14 protein-coding genes are annotated in these 15078 nt (G+C 64.5%); 10 read left to right on the forward strand and 4 right to left on the reverse strand.

Annotated features, from left to right (window positions below; all coding sequences use genetic code 11):
- The first annotated feature begins 6 nt into the window (after positions 1-6).
- A complete protein-coding gene (locus AC0L3U_RS17830) occupies positions 7-825 on the forward strand; it encodes an enoyl-CoA hydratase/isomerase family protein (protein WP_473362588.1) in 819 nt (272 codons plus the stop codon).
- Between the two features lie 177 nt (positions 826-1002).
- Here AC0L3U_RS17830 and AC0L3U_RS17835 read toward each other — a convergent pair whose 3' ends face one another.
- The 3 genes from AC0L3U_RS17835 to AC0L3U_RS17845 form a co-directional block, all read right to left on the reverse strand.
- Complete coding sequence (locus AC0L3U_RS17835) at positions 1003-1764, reverse strand: VOC family protein (RefSeq protein WP_473362589.1); 762 nt, start codon at positions 1762-1764, stop codon at positions 1003-1005.
- 2 nt (positions 1765-1766) lie between these two features.
- Positions 1767-2558 carry an enoyl-CoA hydratase gene (locus AC0L3U_RS17840; protein WP_473362590.1) on the reverse strand — a complete coding sequence of 264 codons (792 nt, stop codon included), beginning with the start codon at positions 2556-2558 and terminating at the stop codon, positions 1767-1769.
- A gap of 134 nt (positions 2559-2692) precedes the next feature.
- Positions 2693-3898, reverse strand: a complete 1206-nt coding sequence (locus tag AC0L3U_RS17845; RefSeq protein ID WP_018452962.1) for an ABC transporter substrate-binding protein — start codon at positions 3896-3898, stop codon at positions 2693-2695.
- Positions 3899-4152: 254 nt separating this feature from the next.
- Between AC0L3U_RS17845 and AC0L3U_RS17850 the strand changes: the two genes are divergently transcribed.
- The gene (locus AC0L3U_RS17850; protein WP_473362591.1) at positions 4153-4992 is read left to right on the forward strand and encodes a thermonuclease family protein; all 840 of its coding nucleotides are present in this window, start codon (positions 4153-4155) and stop codon (positions 4990-4992) included.
- A gap of 131 nt (positions 4993-5123) precedes the next feature.
- Positions 5124-6515 carry a M48 family metalloprotease gene (locus AC0L3U_RS17855; protein ID WP_018452960.1) on the forward strand — a complete coding sequence of 464 codons (1392 nt, stop codon included), beginning with the start codon at positions 5124-5126 and terminating at the stop codon, positions 6513-6515.
- A 128-nt stretch (positions 6516-6643) separates the two neighbouring features.
- Here AC0L3U_RS17855 and AC0L3U_RS17860 read toward each other — a convergent pair whose 3' ends face one another.
- Complete coding sequence (locus tag AC0L3U_RS17860) at positions 6644-7969, reverse strand: MFS transporter (protein ID WP_247464363.1); 1326 nt, start codon at positions 7967-7969, stop codon at positions 6644-6646.
- A 182-nt stretch (positions 7970-8151) separates the two neighbouring features.
- Here AC0L3U_RS17860 and cyoA point away from each other — a divergent pair, with 182 nt between their 5' ends.
- The 7 genes from cyoA to AC0L3U_RS17895 are packed head-to-tail and all read left to right on the forward strand — an operon-like array spanning position 8152 to position 15064.
- The gene (gene cyoA, locus AC0L3U_RS17865) at positions 8152-9312 is read left to right on the forward strand and encodes a ubiquinol oxidase subunit II (protein ID WP_473362592.1); all 1161 of its coding nucleotides are present in this window, start codon (positions 8152-8154) and stop codon (positions 9310-9312) included.
- An 11-nt stretch (positions 9313-9323) separates the two neighbouring features.
- On the forward strand, positions 9324-11321 hold the full coding sequence (cyoB, locus tag AC0L3U_RS17870) for a cytochrome o ubiquinol oxidase subunit I (RefSeq protein ID WP_473362593.1): 1998 nt from the start codon (positions 9324-9326) through the stop codon (positions 11319-11321).
- A complete protein-coding gene (cyoC, locus tag AC0L3U_RS17875; RefSeq protein WP_473362594.1) occupies positions 11321-11950 on the forward strand; it encodes a cytochrome o ubiquinol oxidase subunit III in 630 nt (209 codons plus the stop codon). The genes cyoB and cyoC overlap by 1 nt, the downstream gene beginning before the upstream one ends.
- Complete coding sequence (cyoD, locus tag AC0L3U_RS17880; RefSeq protein WP_473362595.1) at positions 11947-12333, forward strand: cytochrome o ubiquinol oxidase subunit IV; 387 nt, start codon at positions 11947-11949, stop codon at positions 12331-12333. The genes cyoC and cyoD overlap by 4 nt, the downstream gene beginning before the upstream one ends.
- The gene (locus tag AC0L3U_RS17885; protein ID WP_473362596.1) at positions 12330-13190 is read left to right on the forward strand and encodes an SURF1 family protein; all 861 of its coding nucleotides are present in this window, start codon (positions 12330-12332) and stop codon (positions 13188-13190) included. The genes cyoD and AC0L3U_RS17885 overlap by 4 nt, the downstream gene beginning before the upstream one ends.
- Entirely contained in the window at positions 13162-14541 is a 1380-nt protein-coding gene (locus AC0L3U_RS17890) for an ATP-binding protein (protein ID WP_473362597.1), read from the forward strand. The genes AC0L3U_RS17885 and AC0L3U_RS17890 overlap by 29 nt, the downstream gene beginning before the upstream one ends.
- Positions 14531-15064 carry a response regulator transcription factor gene (locus AC0L3U_RS17895; RefSeq protein ID WP_007599266.1) on the forward strand — a complete coding sequence of 178 codons (534 nt, stop codon included), beginning with the start codon at positions 14531-14533 and terminating at the stop codon, positions 15062-15064. The genes AC0L3U_RS17890 and AC0L3U_RS17895 overlap by 11 nt, the downstream gene beginning before the upstream one ends.
- Positions 15065-15078 lie beyond the last annotated feature (14 nt).

A 15078-nucleotide genomic window follows, 5' to 3' on the forward strand; every position in this document is an offset into this window, starting at 1 on the left:
GACATCATGAGTACTTACAAAGATATCGGCGTCGAGAAAGTTGGTCACGTCGGCACCATCGAGATCCGCCGCCCGCCGCTCAACTTCTTCGACATTTCGCTGATCAACCAGATCGCGGACGCGCTCGACGCGTTCGATCGCGACATCGAGATTCGCGCCTCGGTACTGTCGGCGCAGGGCAAGGCGTTTTGCGCCGGCGCGAATTTCCAGGACCCGGCACGGCAGGCTCAGGAGGCGCGCGAAGCCGACAAGACGGCCAAGGGCGATCCGGCCGACAGCCTCGGGGCGATCAACCATCTCTACATCCAGGCCGTGCGCATCTTCCGCGCCAAGAAGCCGATCGTCGCGGCCGTGCAGGGCGCCGCCATCGGCGGCGGATTGGGCCTTGCGGTCTCGGCAGACTTCCGCGTCACCTGCCCCGAAGCGCGGTTCTCCGCAAACTTCACAAAGCTCGGCTTCCATCCCGGCTTCGGCCTGACCGTGACGCTGCCCGAGCTGATCGGCAAGAACAACGCCGAGCTGATGTTCTACACCAGCCGCCGCGTCACCGGCGAAGAAGCCTTCAAATGGGGCCTCGCCAACGAACTGGTGCCGCAGGACCAGGTCAAGGCGGCCGCACTGAAGCTCGCCGGCGAAATCGCCGAATGCTCCCCGCTCGGCCTCGTCTCCACCCGCGCCACGATGCGCGCCGGCTTGGCCGACCGCGTCATGGCCGCGACCAATCACGAACTCGAGGAGCAGACCCGCCTGCGCGCGACGGAAGACTTCAAGGAAGGCGTGAAAGCCACGGAAGAACGGCGGACGGCGAATTTCAAGGGAAGGTGATTGCGGCAGGGTCGCGCCGCACGCCCTCTCTCAATCCGTCATCCTGAGGTGCGAGTAGCGCGATGCCTAGCATCGCGCTGGGAGCCTCGAAGGATGAGCGGCCCCGCTGGTGGCCGTCGCCCTTCGAGGCTCGCCGAAGAGGCGAGCACCTCAGAGTGACGGATCACAACCAAGCACTCAACTGACGCGGAACGTCACCCCACCGAGCAAAAACTCGTTACCCGCCACGGCATATCCCTTCGCCCTGGCAGCATGCAGCACGCCGGCCACATCTGTCACCCGAAACTCCAGCGCGCTCATGATTTCGCTGGCGCCTTTGACGAAGCGAAAGCTCGCATTGGGCAACTTCAGCTCGGCCCCACCGTCAGCACCGCCACTCGGCGCAACGCCAATGATCTTGCCCCAATGCTCGGCCAGCCCTTGCGGGTCCGGGCTCTGCATCTCCACGCTCGTCAACGTCTGCGTCACGTCCTTGCGGATGAATTTTTGCCAATCGGGGCCGGCCGGTGGATAGGGCCCCAAAATGTCGTCGCTGCCTTCGGTGTGGTTGAACTCGATGAAGGCGGCGCGGCAGTCGCGGGGATGGAGCTGCACGCCGTGATAGGGCGCGTGGTCGATGACGTTGGCGGTGCGCACGCCCAGCGCGTTGGCGTTACGACCGCGCTCGTCGGGATCGTTGCAGCAGAAGATCGCCATATAGCCGCCGCGCCCGCCGCTCTTCTCGATGAAGCGGCCGGCGGTGGTGCCGTCCTTGAACGGCGCGACCACCTCCAGCAGGATCGTGTCGACCGGCAGCAGCGCGTTCTCCAGGCCGTACTTCGCGACATTGCCGTCGCGGTAGCAGACAGCGAGGCCCATGATATCCGCGACGTCAGAGATCACGGGCGCGAGCTGCGGCGCGACCAGGCAGATCTGCCGCAACCGCATATAGGACGCCATCGTCATGCGCCCTTGAAGGTCGGCTTGCGCTTCTCGACAAACGCCTTTGCGGCCTCCTTGTGATCCTCGGTGTCGCTGCAGCGGGTGTGGTGGATCGCCTCGCCGTCGAAGCAATCCTCCAGCGCCAGATGCTCGGCATTATTGATGTTGCGCTTGATGAAGCCGAGCGCGATCGACGGGCCCTGCGCCAGCGACATCGCGAGCTCGTGCGCGGCCGCGTCGATCTCGGTGTCGGGCACGACCTTCGTCACCATGCCGATCGCATGCGCTTCTTTCGCCGTCAGCACCGGCGAGGTCAGATAGAGCTCGCGCGCCCGCGCGCTGCCGAGGAGTTGGGTGAGGAAATAGGTGCCGCCGTAATCGCCGGAGAAGCCGACTTTTGCGAACGCGGTGGTGATCTTGCAGGATTCGGAGGCGACGCGGAGGTCGCATGACAGCGCCATCGACAGACCCGCGCCGGCCGCAGCACCATCGAGCTGTGCCACCACGGGCTTTGGCATCTGGTGCAGGATACGCGACACTTCCATGCCGCGGCGCAGGTTCGCCATCTTCACTTCGAACGGCAGCGGCGCCCGGCCCTCGGCCATCGACTTGACGTCGCCGCCGACGCAGAAGCTGCCGCCCGCGCCCTTGAACAAGACCGCACGCACCTCCGGATCATCAGCCGCGCGCCGTGCCGCCACGACCAGCCCGGCGACCATATCCGGGTTGAGCGCGTTCTTCCGCTCGGGCCGGTTCATGGTGATGGTGAGCAGCCCGCCTTCGAGCTTTTGCAGGACCATGTCGTTGCTCATGGGACGTCTCCCTTGTTGTTGTTTGCTTCGGTCTATCAACGCTCGTCATTGCGAGCGAAGCGAAGCAATCCAGAAATGTTTCCGCGGAGACAGCCTGGATTGCTTCGTCGCTTCGCTCCTCGCAGTGACGAGGTTTATTTCTTCACCAGCGGACAGCGCGACTGCTCCAACGATTGGAACGCCTCGCTGCCGGGCACGGTGGCGAGCAGCTTGTAGTCGTCCCAGCGGCCCTTGGATTCCGACGGCTTCTTGACCTCGAACAGGTACATGTCGTGCAGCATGCGGCCGTCCTCGCGGATCTTGCCGTTCTTGGCGAAGAAGTCGTTGATCGGCGTCTCCTTCATCACTTTCATCACGGTCGCAGCGTCGGTCGTGCCGGCCGCCTTCACCGCTTTCAGATAGTGAGTCACGGAGGAATAGACGCCCGCTTGCGCCGAGGTCGGCGGCCGCTTCATGCGCTCCTGGAAGCGCTTCGAGAACGCGCGGGTGTCGTCGTTGAGATCCCAGTAGAAGGCTTCCGCCAGCAACAGGCCCTGCGCGGTCTCGAGCCCGATCGAATCGATGTCGGTCACGAAGGCGAGCAGCGGCGAGACTTTCTGGCCGCCCTTGGTGATGCCGAACTCGGCCGCCTGCTTGATGGCGTTGACGGTGTCGCCACCGGCGTTCGCAAGCCCGATCACCTTTGCTTTCGAGGCTTGGGCCTGAAGCAGGAACGACGAGAAATCCGACGTGTTGAGCGGATGGCGCACGCTGCCGAGCACCTTGCCGCCCGTCTTGGTCACGACCGCGCTGGTGTCCTTCTCCAGATCCTGGCCGAAGGCGTAGTCGGCGGTGAGGAAGTACCAGGTGTCGAGGCCCGACTTCACGGCCGCAAGGCCGGTCACATTGGCCTGGCCATAGGTGTCGAACACGTAGTGAATGGTATAGGGACCGCAGGCCTCGTTGGTGAGGCGGATCGAGCCCGGGCCGTTGAACATGATGATCTTGTTGCGCGCTTTGGCGATCTCGCCGGCGGCAAGCGCGGTCGCGGAGGCCGCGACGTCGTAGATCATCTCGACGCCCTGATTGTCGAGCATGTCGCGGGCGATGTTGGCGGAGAGATCGGCCTTGTTCTGATGGTCGGCGGCCAGCACCTGGATCTTGCGGCCGAGCACCTCGCCGCCAAAGTCCTCCACGGCCATCTTGGCCGCGGTCTCGCTGCCGGGGCCGGTGATGTCGGCATACAGGCTCGACATGTCGAGAATGCCGCCGATCTTCAGTGGCGGCTTGTCCTGCGCCTGCACGGCGCTTGCACTCAGCGCCAGCGCAGCAGCGAAAATGCCCGACAAAACATGCTTCATCGAAAAAGACCTCCCTTGATCGCCTGTCCCTAATGGCGGCTTGGTTATTTGTGTTGTCGCAATCATGCCGCATGCGCGACAGCGCAGCAAGCGCGCGGGACGATGCAGATGAACGATCGACACGCGCTTTCCGCAAAGCGGAATGACGAGATGCGGAAGAGTGCCTCTGCCGTCATTGCGAGCGCAGCGAAGCAATCCAGGATCTTTCCTCGGAGGGGCTCTGGATTGCTTCGCTGCGCTCGCAATGACGGAGTATGAACAAACAGTCTTCGCGCCCCACCGCGCTTGAGTTATGGTTGGAGCGCAACGCAACCTTTCCGGGCAACGTGACGCGACTGCTTCATCTCATCGTCGCATGTCTTCTGGTCGCGGCTTGCGGTGCGTCCGCCACGCCGTGCCAGTTCGAGTCTCAGGGCGAAGGCCGCGTCACCGCGATCGATGCGCGCAGTCTGCGTCTCGATGACGGCCGGGAAATCCGTCTGACCGGAATCGAGCCGACCGCGACCACGAGGCAGGCGCTGACCACGCTGCTCGTCGGTCGCGACGTTATTTTGCGCAGCGCTGACGACACGCCCGACCGCTATGGCCGTCAGGGCGCGCTGGTCTTTGTCGGCGAGAGCGACATCTCCGTGCAGGCGATACTCCTCGCCCAGGGCGACGCGATCGTCTCCGCCGAGATCGCCGATAAGGACTGCGCGGCCGCCCTGATGGCGGCGGAGGCCGAGGCGAGGCGCCAAAAAAAGGGCAGCTGGGCTGACCCGTCGGCCATAAAAAACGCGGAAAGTCCGGACGATATTTTGGCGGGGATCGGGCGTTTTGTGGTGGTCGAGGGCAAAGTCCTGTCGGTCCGGCAAGCTGGGGCAATGACCTACCTCAACTTCGGACGAAACTGGACACGCGGCTTCGCCGTGACTATTTCAAAGCGCATGGTACCCGCGTTCGAAAGCGCCGGGATCGGCCTTAAGTCTCTGGAAAATAAACGTATTCGTGTCCGGGGCTGGGCTGAGGGGAATACGGGGCCGCGTATCGATATACGCCTCGTGGGACAGATCGAGTTGCTGGGCGCAAACGAGCCGACAGGGGTAAGGCCCTAAAAGGGGCCAGGCACGGGTTAAGCGACGTGAATGGGGTGCTAGGACGGCACGGACGAGGTGAACGCCGCCTGCGGGCAGCGCCGGCTGCGCTATGCCTCGTGCTGGGTTCAGCGCTCGCCGGTTGCGGCGATATGGGCCGCTTCCAGACTGCGGCGGCCCCGCCGACCGTCGCGATGCCCAAGCCGAAGCCAGCCGTCGCGCAGACCCCCGCCACCGAGAAGGAGCACGAGCGCATCCTGGCGAGCTATGGCGGCACCTATGACGACCCCAGGCTCGAATCGCTCGTCACCAAGACCGTCGATCGGCTGGTCGCGGCGTCCGATCGCCCCGATCAGGGTTACCGGGTCACGATCCTCAATTCCGGCGCGGTGAACGCCTTCGCGCTGCCGAACGGCCAGCTCTATGTCACGCGCGGCCTGCTTGCGCTCGCGAGCGATACGTCGGAATTGTCCTCCGTGCTCAGCCACGAGATGGCGCATGTGCTGTCCAAGCACGCCGCGATGCGCGAGGACCAGGCCCGCCAGGCGGCGATCGTCACCCGCGTCGTCACCGACATGAGCAACGATCCCGATCTCACGGCGCTTGCGCTCGCCAAGACCAAGCTGACCATGGCGAGCTTTTCGCGCAATCAGGAGTTCGAGGCCGACGGCGTCGGCGTCGGCATTTCCGCCAAGGCGCATTTCGACCCTTATGGTGCCGCACGCTTTCTCTCGGCGATGGAGCGCAATGCCGAGCTGAAGGTCGGCAAGACCTCGCTCGATCCGCGCGCGCAGGATTTCACCTCGTCGCATCCGGCGACGCCCGAGCGCGTGCAAAACGCGCAAACCATTGCACGGCAATACGCTGCGCCAGAGGGCGGCGAGCGCGACCGCGAGACCTATCTCGCCGCGATCGACAATCTCGTCTACGGCGAAGACCCCAGCGAAGGTTTTGTCCGCGGCCGGCGCTTCCTGCATCCGAAGCTCGGCTTCACCTTCCAGGCACCGGACAATTTTACGCTCGACAATACCGCGCAGGCCGTGATCGGCGTGCGCGACGGCGGCTCGCAGGCGATGCGTTTCGACGTCGTGCGGGTGCCGGCCGAACAGTCGCTCGGCGATTACCTGAATTCCGGCTGGATGGAGGGCGTCGAGAAGGCCTCCACCGAGGACATCACCATCAACGGTTTTCCGGCTGCGTCCGCCACCGCCAAGGGCGACCAGTGGCAGTTCAAGGTCTATGCGCTGCGCTTCGGCAGCGACGTCTACCGCTTCATCTTCGCGGCGCGGCAGAAGTCGACCGAGAGCGAGCGCAATGCGCGCGAGACCGTCGGTTCATTCCGCCGCCTGACGCTCGACGAGATCCAGGCCGCCCGCCCGCTGCGCATCAAGGTCATCACCGTGCAGCCCGGCGACACCGTGGAATCGCTCTCCCATCGCATGGCCGGCGTCGATCACCCGGCCGAGCGTTTTCGCGTCCTCAACGGGCTCGATCGCAACGCGCAGGTGAAGGTGCGCGATCGTGTGAAGGTCGTGGCGGATTGAGGCTGCCGCGTAGCGGGTAGCCGTAGGGTGGGCAAAGCGAAGCGTGCCCACCATTCCCGATCAGGATTGTTGAAAGATGGTGGGCACGGCGCTTACGCGCCTTTGCCCCCCCTACAAGCTCCGCCCGATCAGCGCCCCGCGTCCATATCGCCGGCCTCGCGCTGGCCGCTGAGCCAGAGCGCGAGCAAGGTCCAGAATGCGCCCGACAGCAGGTACGCACCCGAGGCGATGACGCCGAGATTAGTCGCAAGCAACAGAGCGACCAGCGGTGCAAAGCCGGCGCCGAACAGCCAGGCCATGTCGGAGGTCAGCGCCGAGGCCGTGTAGCGATAGGCCTGCTTGAAGTTCGAGGCGATCGCACCCGACGACTGGCCGAACGACAGACCGAGCAGGATGAAGCCGATCACCATGTAGATGGTCTCGCCGAACGCGCCGGCATCTAGCAGCTGCGGGGCGAAGCCGCTGTAGATCGCGATCGCGATCGCCGATCCCATCAGCAGCGACTTGCGGCCGACGCGGTCGGCGATGACGCCGGAGAGCACGATCGCGCCGACGCCGAACACGGCCGCGACGATCTCGATGATCAGGAAGCGCACCGGGCTTTCGCGGGTGAACAGGAACACCCAGGACAGCGGAAACACCGTGACCATGTGGAACAGCGCGAAGCTTGCCAGCGGCGCGAACGCACCGAGCATGATGTTCTGGCCTTCGCGCGCGACCGTCTCGGAGATGCGCGAGGGCTGCAATTCGCGGGTCTCGAACAGCGAGGCATATTCTTCCGTCGTCACCATGCGCAGGCGCGCGAACAGCGCCACGACGTTGATGGCGAAGGCGACGAAGAACGGATAGCGCCAGCCCCAGTCGAAGAAATCGTCGGCCGAGAGATTTCCGGCGAAATAGGCGAACAGGCCGCTCGCCACGATCAGACCGAGCGGCGCGCCAAGCTGCGGCACCATCGCGTACCAGCCGCGCTGCGAGGGCGGCGCGTTCAGCGCCAGCAGCGAGGCCATGCCGTCCCAGGCGCCGCCCCAGGCCAGACCCTGTGCGATGCGCGCCAGCGCCAGCAGCCAGATCGCGGCAGCGCCGATCTCGTGATAGCCGGGCAGGAACGCGATCGCGACGGTGGCGGTGCCGAGCAGGAACAGCGCCGAGATCAGCTTGGCCGTCTTGCCGTACCCGCGGTCGACCGTCATGAAAATGACGGTGCCGATCGGCCGGGCCATGAAGGCCAGCGCGAAGATCATGAAGGAATAGAGGGTGCCGGTCAGTTCGCTCGTGAACGGAAACACCAGGCGCGGGAAGACGATCACCGAGGCGATCGCAAAGACGAAGAAGTCGAAGAATTCCGAGGTGCGGCCGATGATGACGCCGATAGCGATCTCGCCTGGACTGGCCTGGTCGTGGCCGTGCTCGCCCGAGTGATCTGCCATTGCGGGGGTCTGTGCCATCGCCATTCGTGCGTCCTTAACGTCCTGAAAACCAAAGCCGACCGCCCGGCAAGGCGCCAGGCAATCTAGCCCTGTCTGGCGCAACATCCCGCACTGCAACATTGGACAAATTGTCCAATGTCCGGATTGCTGCGCCGCAGCTACCCCTTGGCCCCGCAAAAGAAACTCATTCTCATAAGGCTCGGCCCGTGTCCCGTTTCAAGATCCTGGCGCTGCTACCCCTGGCGCTTGCGCTCAGCGGCTGCAACTACGTCGTGCTGGCGCCGGCCGGCGATATCGCCGCGCAGCAGCGCGACCTCGTCATCATCTCCACCGTCCTGATGCTCCTGATTGTCGTGCCCGTGATGGCGCTGACGGTGCTGTTCGCCTGGCGCTACCGCCAGTCCAACGCCGACGCCCGCTACGAGCCGGAATGGGACCACTCGACCAGCCTCGAGCTGGTGATCTGGTCGGCGCCGCTTTTGATCATCGTTTGCCTGGGCGCGCTGACCTGGATGGGCACGCATCTGCTCGACCCCTATCGCACGCTCGGCCGCATTCATGCCGACCGCGCCGTGGACCAGTCCAAGGCCCCACTCGAGGTCGACGTCGTCGCACTCGACTGGAAGTGGCTCTTTATCTATCCGGACTACGGCATCGCCACCGTCAACGATCTGGCAGCTCCGGTCGATCGTCCCATCAACTTCCGCATCACCGCGTCCTCGGTGATGAACTCGTTCTACATCCCCGCGCTGGCCGGCCAGATCTACGCGATGCCGGGCATGGAGACCAAGCTCCACGCCGTCGTGAACCACGCCGGCACCTACCGGGGCTTTTCGGCGAACTACAGCGGCGCCGGCTTCTCCGGCATGCACTTCAACTTCCAGGGCCTCGACGACAAGGGCTTTGACGCCTGGATCGCCAGCGCCAAGTCCGGCGGCGGCTCGCTCGGCCGCGCCGAATATCTCCAGCTCGAAAAGCCCAGCCAGAACGAGCCGGTGCGGCGCTTCGGCACCGTCGATTCCGATCTCTACCGCCTGATCCTCAACATGTGCGTCGAGACCGGCAAGATGTGCCAGAGCGAGATGATGGCGATCGACGCCAAGGGCGGCCTCGGCCATGAGGGCCTGAACAACACCCTGCCGCTGGCCTACGACAAGTACGCCCGTCGCGGCACGGCGCTTGGGCCGGAGCCGAGCTTCGTCGCCGGCACCTGCACGCCCGAGGCTCCGCAGGGCAGGACCACCGCCTCCATCACGGCACCTGTCGACACCGCGCCGCTCCTCGGCGCCGGCCTGAAGCGGCCGACCTTCACGCCGCTGAAGTCCTCGTCCTTCTTCCTCGGACAACGTCCGAAGTCAGATTCGTAAAGAGATCCCGCATGTCTCCTGATCTTCTCAAGCTCATCTTCGGCCGGCTTACCTTCGAATCGCTGCCGCTGCACGAGCCGATCGTCGTCGGCACCTTTGCCGTGGTGGCGACCGGCGGCCTCATCATGGTTGCCGGCCTGACCTATTTCCGCGTCTGGGGTTATCTCTGGAGCGAATGGTTCACCAGCGTCGACCACAAGCGCATCGGCATCATGTACATGATCCTCGGCATCGTGATGCTGCTGCGCGGCTTCGCCGATGCGCTGATGATGCGGTTGCAGCAGGCGCTCGCCTTCGGCGGTTCGGAGGGCTATCTCAATTCCCATCACTACGACCAGGTCTTCACCGCCCACGGCGTGATCATGATCTTCTTCGTGGCGATGCCGCTGGTCACCGGCCTGATGAACTTCGTCGTGCCGCTCCAGATCGGCGCGCGCGACGTGTCGTTTCCGTTCCTGAACAATTTCAGCTTCTGGATGACGGTCGGCGGCGCGGTGCTGGTGATGGCTTCGCTGTTCATCGGCGAATTCGCCCGCACCGGCTGGCTCGCTTATCCGCCGCTGTCGAACATCGGCTACAGTCCGGATGTCGGCGTCGACTATTACATATGGGGACTACAGGTCGCGGGCGTCGGAACGACACTTTCCGGCATCAACCTGATCTGCACCATCGTCAAGCTGCGGTGTCCCGGCATGACCATGATGCGGATGCCGGTGTTCACCTGGACCGCGCTCTGCACCAACGTGCTGATCGTCGCTTCCTTCCCGGTTCTGACCGTCGTGCTCGCGCTGCTCTCGCTCGACCGCTACGTCGGCACCAACTTCTTCACCAACGATTTCGGCGGCAGCCCGATGATGTACGTGAACCTGATCTGGATCTGGGGTCATCCCGAGGTCTACATCCTGGTTCTCCCCGCCTTCGGCATCTTCTCGGAAGTGACCTCGACCTTCTCGGGCAAGCGGCTGTTCGGCTACACCTCGATGGTCTACGCCACGGTGGTCATCACCATCCTGTCCTACCTGGTCTGGCTGCACCACTTCTTCACGATGGGGTCGGGCGCCAGCGTCAACTCCTTCTTCGGCATCACCACGATGATCATCTCGATCCCGACGGGCGCGAAGATGTTCAACTGGCTGTTTACGATGTATCGCGGCCGCATCCGCTTCGAGCTGCCGATGATGTGGACGATCGCATTCATGCTGACCTTCGTGCTCGGCGGCATGACCGGCGTGCTGCTCGCGGTGCCGCCGGCCGACTTCGTCCTGCACAACAGCCTGTTCCTGATCGCGCACTTCCACAACGTGATCATCGGCGGCGTCGTGTTCGGCGCGTTCGCCGGTATCGGTTACTGGTTCCCGAAGGCGTTCGGCTTCAAGCTCGACCCGTTCTGGGGCAAGCTGTCGTTCTGGTTCTGGGTCACGGGCTTCTACCTCGCGTTCATGCCGCTCTATGTGCTCGGCCTGATGGGCGTAACCCGCCGGCTTCGTGTGTTCGACGACCCGAGCCTGCAGATCTGGTTCATCGTCGCCGGCATTGGCGCCTTCCTGGTCTTCCTCGGCATCCTCTCGATGCTGATGCAGTTCGCCGTCAGCTTCCTCAGGCGCGAGCAGCTCAAGGACGTCACCGGCGATCCCTGGGACGCGCGCACGCTGGAATGGGCGACCTCCTCGCCGCCGCCGGCCTACAACTTCGCCTTCACTCCCGTCGTTCACGACAATGACGCGTGGTGGGACATGAAGAGGCGCGGTTATCAGCGCCCGCTCACCGGGTTCAAGCCGATCCACATGCCCAGCAGCACCGGCACCGGCATCATCCTCGCCGGCTTCGCCACCGCGATGGGATTTGGCCTGATCTGGTACATCTGGTGGCTGGCGGCCGCGAGCTTCATCGCGATGCTCGCCGTCGGCATCGGTCACACCTTCAACTATCACCGCGATTTCGACATTCCGGCCGAGGACGTCATCCGGGCCGAGGACGCGCGCACCAAACTGCTCGCCGGAGCCAAGTAATGACTGTCGCTGTCAATCCCACGCAAACCGGCGAGCCGGTGTTCTACCTCGCCGACGAACACCCGCATCCGGAAGGCTACAGCACCTCGCTCGGCTTCTGGATCTATCTGATGAGCGACTGTCTCATCTTCGCGATCCTGTTCGCCACCTTCGGCGTGCTCGGCGGCAATTACGCCGCCGGTCCGGCGCCGAAGGATCTGTTCGAGCTGCCGCTGGTCGCGGTCAACACCTCGATGCTGCTGCTGTCGTCGATCACCTATGGTTTTGCGATGCTGACGATGCAGCAGAACAAGATCGCGCAGACCCAGATCTGGCTGGCGATCACCGGCCTGTTCGGCGCCGCCTTCATCGGCATCGAGCTGTCTGAGTTCGCCCACATGATCCATGAAGGCGCGACGCCGCAGCGCAGCGCCTTCCTGTCCGCTTTCTTCACCCTGGTCGGCACCCACGGCCTGCACGTCAGCTGCGGCCTGATCTGGCTGGTGACCCTGATGGTGCAGGTCTGGAGGTTCGGCCTGATCGAGGCCAACCGCCGCCGTCTGATGTGCCTGTCGATGTTCTGGCACTTCCTGGACGTGGTCTGGATCGGCGTCTTCACCTTCGTCTATCTCCTGGGAGTTCTGCGATGAACACCGATACTCACGCCGCCCATGCGGGCGATCATCACCACGGCGACAGCCACGCCAACGCGCACGGCTCGTTCTCGACGTATATGCTCGGCTTCGTGCTCTCGGTCGTGCTCACCGCGATCCCGTTCTGGCTGGTGATGAGCGGCGCGCTTCCGAGCAAGCAGATCACCGCGCTCGTCATCATGGCCTTCGCGGTCGTGCAGATCGTCGTGCACATGATCTACTTCCTGCACATGAACACGACGTCCGAGAACGGCTGGAGCATGATGGCTCTGATCTTCACCATCGTCATGGTGGTGATCGCCCTGTCCGGTTCTCTGTGGGTGATGAACCACCTCAACAGCAACATGATGCCGATCCACCAGATGACCGGGATGAAATGAACGAAACCCGGACCGTGACGAGCAAGGCAAACGGGACGCGCGGCGACGCTGCGCGCCCGTCCTTGTGGCTCACGGTCCTCTCGCTCACGGCCATTGCACTTCTGATCGCGCTCGGCGTCTGGCAGGTCGAGCGCCGCGCCTGGAAGCTGGCGCTGATCGATCGCGTCGAGCAGCGCGTTCATGCTCCGGCCCAGCCGATCCCCTCGCCGGCGGCATGGCCCACCGTCTCCGCCGCAAACGACGAATACAGGCATGTCAGCGTCTCCGGCCGTTTCCTGCATGACCGCGAGACGCTGGTTCAGGCCGTCACGGAAGAAGGCCCGGGCTATTGGGTGCTGACACCGCTTCAGCGTAGCGACGGCACGCTGGTCCTGGTCAACCGTGGCTTCGTGCCGTCCGACCGGCGCGACGCTTCGACGCGCCGGGATGGCAATCCGCAAGGCCCCGTCGAGATCACCGGCCTGTTGCGCGTGACGGAGCCAAAAGGCGGATTCCTCAGGACCAACGTGCCTGAGCACAATCGCTGGTACTCGCGGGATGTCACCGCCATTGCGGCGGCACGCGGCCTCGACCATGTCGCGCCCTTCTTCGTCGATGCCGATGCTGGATCACAATCCGGCAGCGGCCCAATCGCCGGATTGACCGTGATCAGCTTTCCCAATAACCACCTGATTTACGCGCTGACGTGGTTTGCCCTGGCTTTCATGCTGGCCGGCAGACTTATCGTCACATTCGGCGGCGGGCTGTTCCGCCGCAAGGAGCCCTGGAGCGGCTTCGTCCACGAAGCGGTCGGCGGCTCCGATGCCGGCGCCCGCAGGACGGGATCAGATGCTGGAACGATCGTCGAGCCCACCTGACGACGGAAGAACGCAGGGCGCCGTCACGCTGCAATCGCAGGCGGACGCGCGCAGCGAGCTGATTGGCGCTGCGCCGACCGACGACGAGACCAACCGCAAGAACATGGCGCTGCTGATCCAGCTGCGCTGGACCGCAGTGGTCGGCCAGATCGTGACCATCGGCGGCGTGCATATGTGGCTCGGCATCCCCCTGCCCCTCACCCGGATGGGCGCGGTGATCGGCGCACTGATATTTCTCAACATCTCCAGCCTGGTCTGGGTGCGCCATCGCGCCGCGATCACCAACAACGAGCTGCTGGTCGCCCTCATGCTGGACGTCGCCGCGCTGACCGCGCAGCTTTACCTCAGCGGCGGCGCCACCAATCCCTTCACCTCGCTGTTCCTGCTCCAGGTGACGCTGGGCGCGGTGCTGCTCGATGGCCGCTCGACCTGGTCGCTGGTCGCGCTGACCTGCGCGAGCTTCGTCTGGCTGACCGTCGCCTACCGGCCGCTCGATCTGCCGCCGAACCCGCTGAGCGAGACCTACACGCTCACGGTTGCCGGCATGCTGCTGGGCTTCGTGCTCAACGCCGTGCTGCTGGTGGTGTTCGTCACCCGCATCAACAGGAATTTGCGCGAGCGCGATGCGCATCTGGCGGCGCTGCGCCAGCATGCCGCCGAGCAGGATCATATCGTGCGCATGGGCCTGCTCGCCTCCGGCGCGGCTCACGAGCTCGGCACGCCGCTCGCCTCGCTCTCGGTCATCCTCGGCGACTGGCGCCGCATGCCCGACCTCGCCGCCGATCAGGAGCTGGCCGAGGACCTCGCGGAGATGGAGACCTCACTGCAACGCTGCAAGTCGATCGTGACAGGCATCCTGGTCTCGGCGGGCGAAGCGCGCGGCGAGGGATCGTCGCCGACGACGGTGGCGGCTTTCGTCACCGCGCTGGTGGATGAGTGGCGCGACGCGCGCTCGGCGCGCACGCTGTATTTCGTCAACACCTTCGGCGAGGACGTCGCGATCGTCTCGGACGTCGCGCTGAAGCAGGTGATCTTCAACGTGCTCGACAACGCCTACGAGGTCTCGCGCGACTGGGTCGAGCTCGTTGCCGGGCGCGAGGGCGATCATCTCGTGCTGTCGATCAGCGATCGCGGCCCCGGCTTTGCGCCGGAGATGCTGGCACAGCTCGGAAAGCCCTATCAATCGAGCAAGGGCCGCGCCGGCGGCGGGCTCGGCCTATTCCTGGTGGTGAATGTGGTGCGCAAGCTAGGGGGCAGCGTGACCGCCGAGAACCACAGGAAGCGCGGCGCTACGGTGCGCCTCACGCTGCCGCTCGCAACGCTCGCGATCGGAGGCAGCTTTGACGCCTGACCGTTCGCTCATCGTCGTCGAGGACGATGCCGGCTTTGCGCGCACCCTGAAGCGTTCGTTCGAGCGCCGCGACTACGAGGTCGTGCTCGCCGCCTCGATCGAGGACGTGCGGAAAGTTCTGGAGGAGCGATCGTTCGGCTATGCCGTCGTCGACCTCAAGCTCGGCGGCGCCTCGGGACTGGCCTGCGTCGAGCTCTTGCACACGCACGATCCGGAGATGTTGATCGTGGTGCTGACGGGCTTTGCCAGTATCTCCACTGCCGTCGAGGCCATCAAGCTCGGTGCATGCCACTATCTCGCCAAGCCGTCGAATACCGACGACATCGAAGCCGCCTTCAACAAGGCCGCAGGCAATGCCGAGGTCGCGCTCGACGCCCGGCCGACATCGATCAAGACGCTGGAATGGGAACGCATCCACCAGACCCTGATCGAGACCGATTTCAACATCTCGGAAGCGGCAAGACGGCTCGGAATGCACCGGCGGACGCTGGCGCGGAAGCTCGAGAAGCGGCCGGTGAAGTAGGGAGGAGCGGATCG

The sequence above is a fragment of the Bradyrhizobium sp. Kon69 genome (assembly GCF_055807515.1).

What these genes read in the sequence shown, in the direction of transcription:
- AC0L3U_RS17830 (WP_473362588.1), top strand. Translation starts at nt 7, where the DNA reads ATGAGTACTTACAAAGATATCGGCGTCGAGAAAGTTGGTCACGTCGGC.
- AC0L3U_RS17835 (WP_473362589.1), bottom strand. Translation starts at nt 1,764, where the DNA reads ATGGCGTCCTATATGCGGTTGCGGCAGATCTGCCTGGTCGCGCCGCAG.
- AC0L3U_RS17840 (WP_473362590.1), bottom strand. Translation starts at nt 2,558, where the DNA reads ATGAGCAACGACATGGTCCTGCAAAAGCTCGAAGGCGGGCTGCTCACC.
- AC0L3U_RS17845 (WP_018452962.1), bottom strand. Translation starts at nt 3,898, where the DNA reads ATGAAGCATGTTTTGTCGGGCATTTTCGCTGCTGCGCTGGCGCTGAGT.
- AC0L3U_RS17850 (WP_473362591.1), top strand. Translation starts at nt 4,153, where the DNA reads ATGAACAAACAGTCTTCGCGCCCCACCGCGCTTGAGTTATGGTTGGAG.
- AC0L3U_RS17855 (WP_018452960.1), top strand. Translation starts at nt 5,124, where the DNA reads ATGGGCCGCTTCCAGACTGCGGCGGCCCCGCCGACCGTCGCGATGCCC.
- AC0L3U_RS17860 (WP_247464363.1), bottom strand. Translation starts at nt 7,969, where the DNA reads ATGGCGATGGCACAGACCCCCGCAATGGCAGATCACTCGGGCGAGCAC.
- cyoB (WP_473362593.1), top strand. Translation starts at nt 9,324, where the DNA reads ATGTCTCCTGATCTTCTCAAGCTCATCTTCGGCCGGCTTACCTTCGAA.
- cyoC (WP_473362594.1), top strand. Translation starts at nt 11,321, where the DNA reads ATGACTGTCGCTGTCAATCCCACGCAAACCGGCGAGCCGGTGTTCTAC.
- cyoD (WP_473362595.1), top strand. Translation starts at nt 11,947, where the DNA reads ATGAACACCGATACTCACGCCGCCCATGCGGGCGATCATCACCACGGC.
- AC0L3U_RS17885 (WP_473362596.1), top strand. Translation starts at nt 12,330, where the DNA reads ATGAACGAAACCCGGACCGTGACGAGCAAGGCAAACGGGACGCGCGGC.
- AC0L3U_RS17890 (WP_473362597.1), top strand. Translation starts at nt 13,162, where the DNA reads ATGCTGGAACGATCGTCGAGCCCACCTGACGACGGAAGAACGCAGGGC.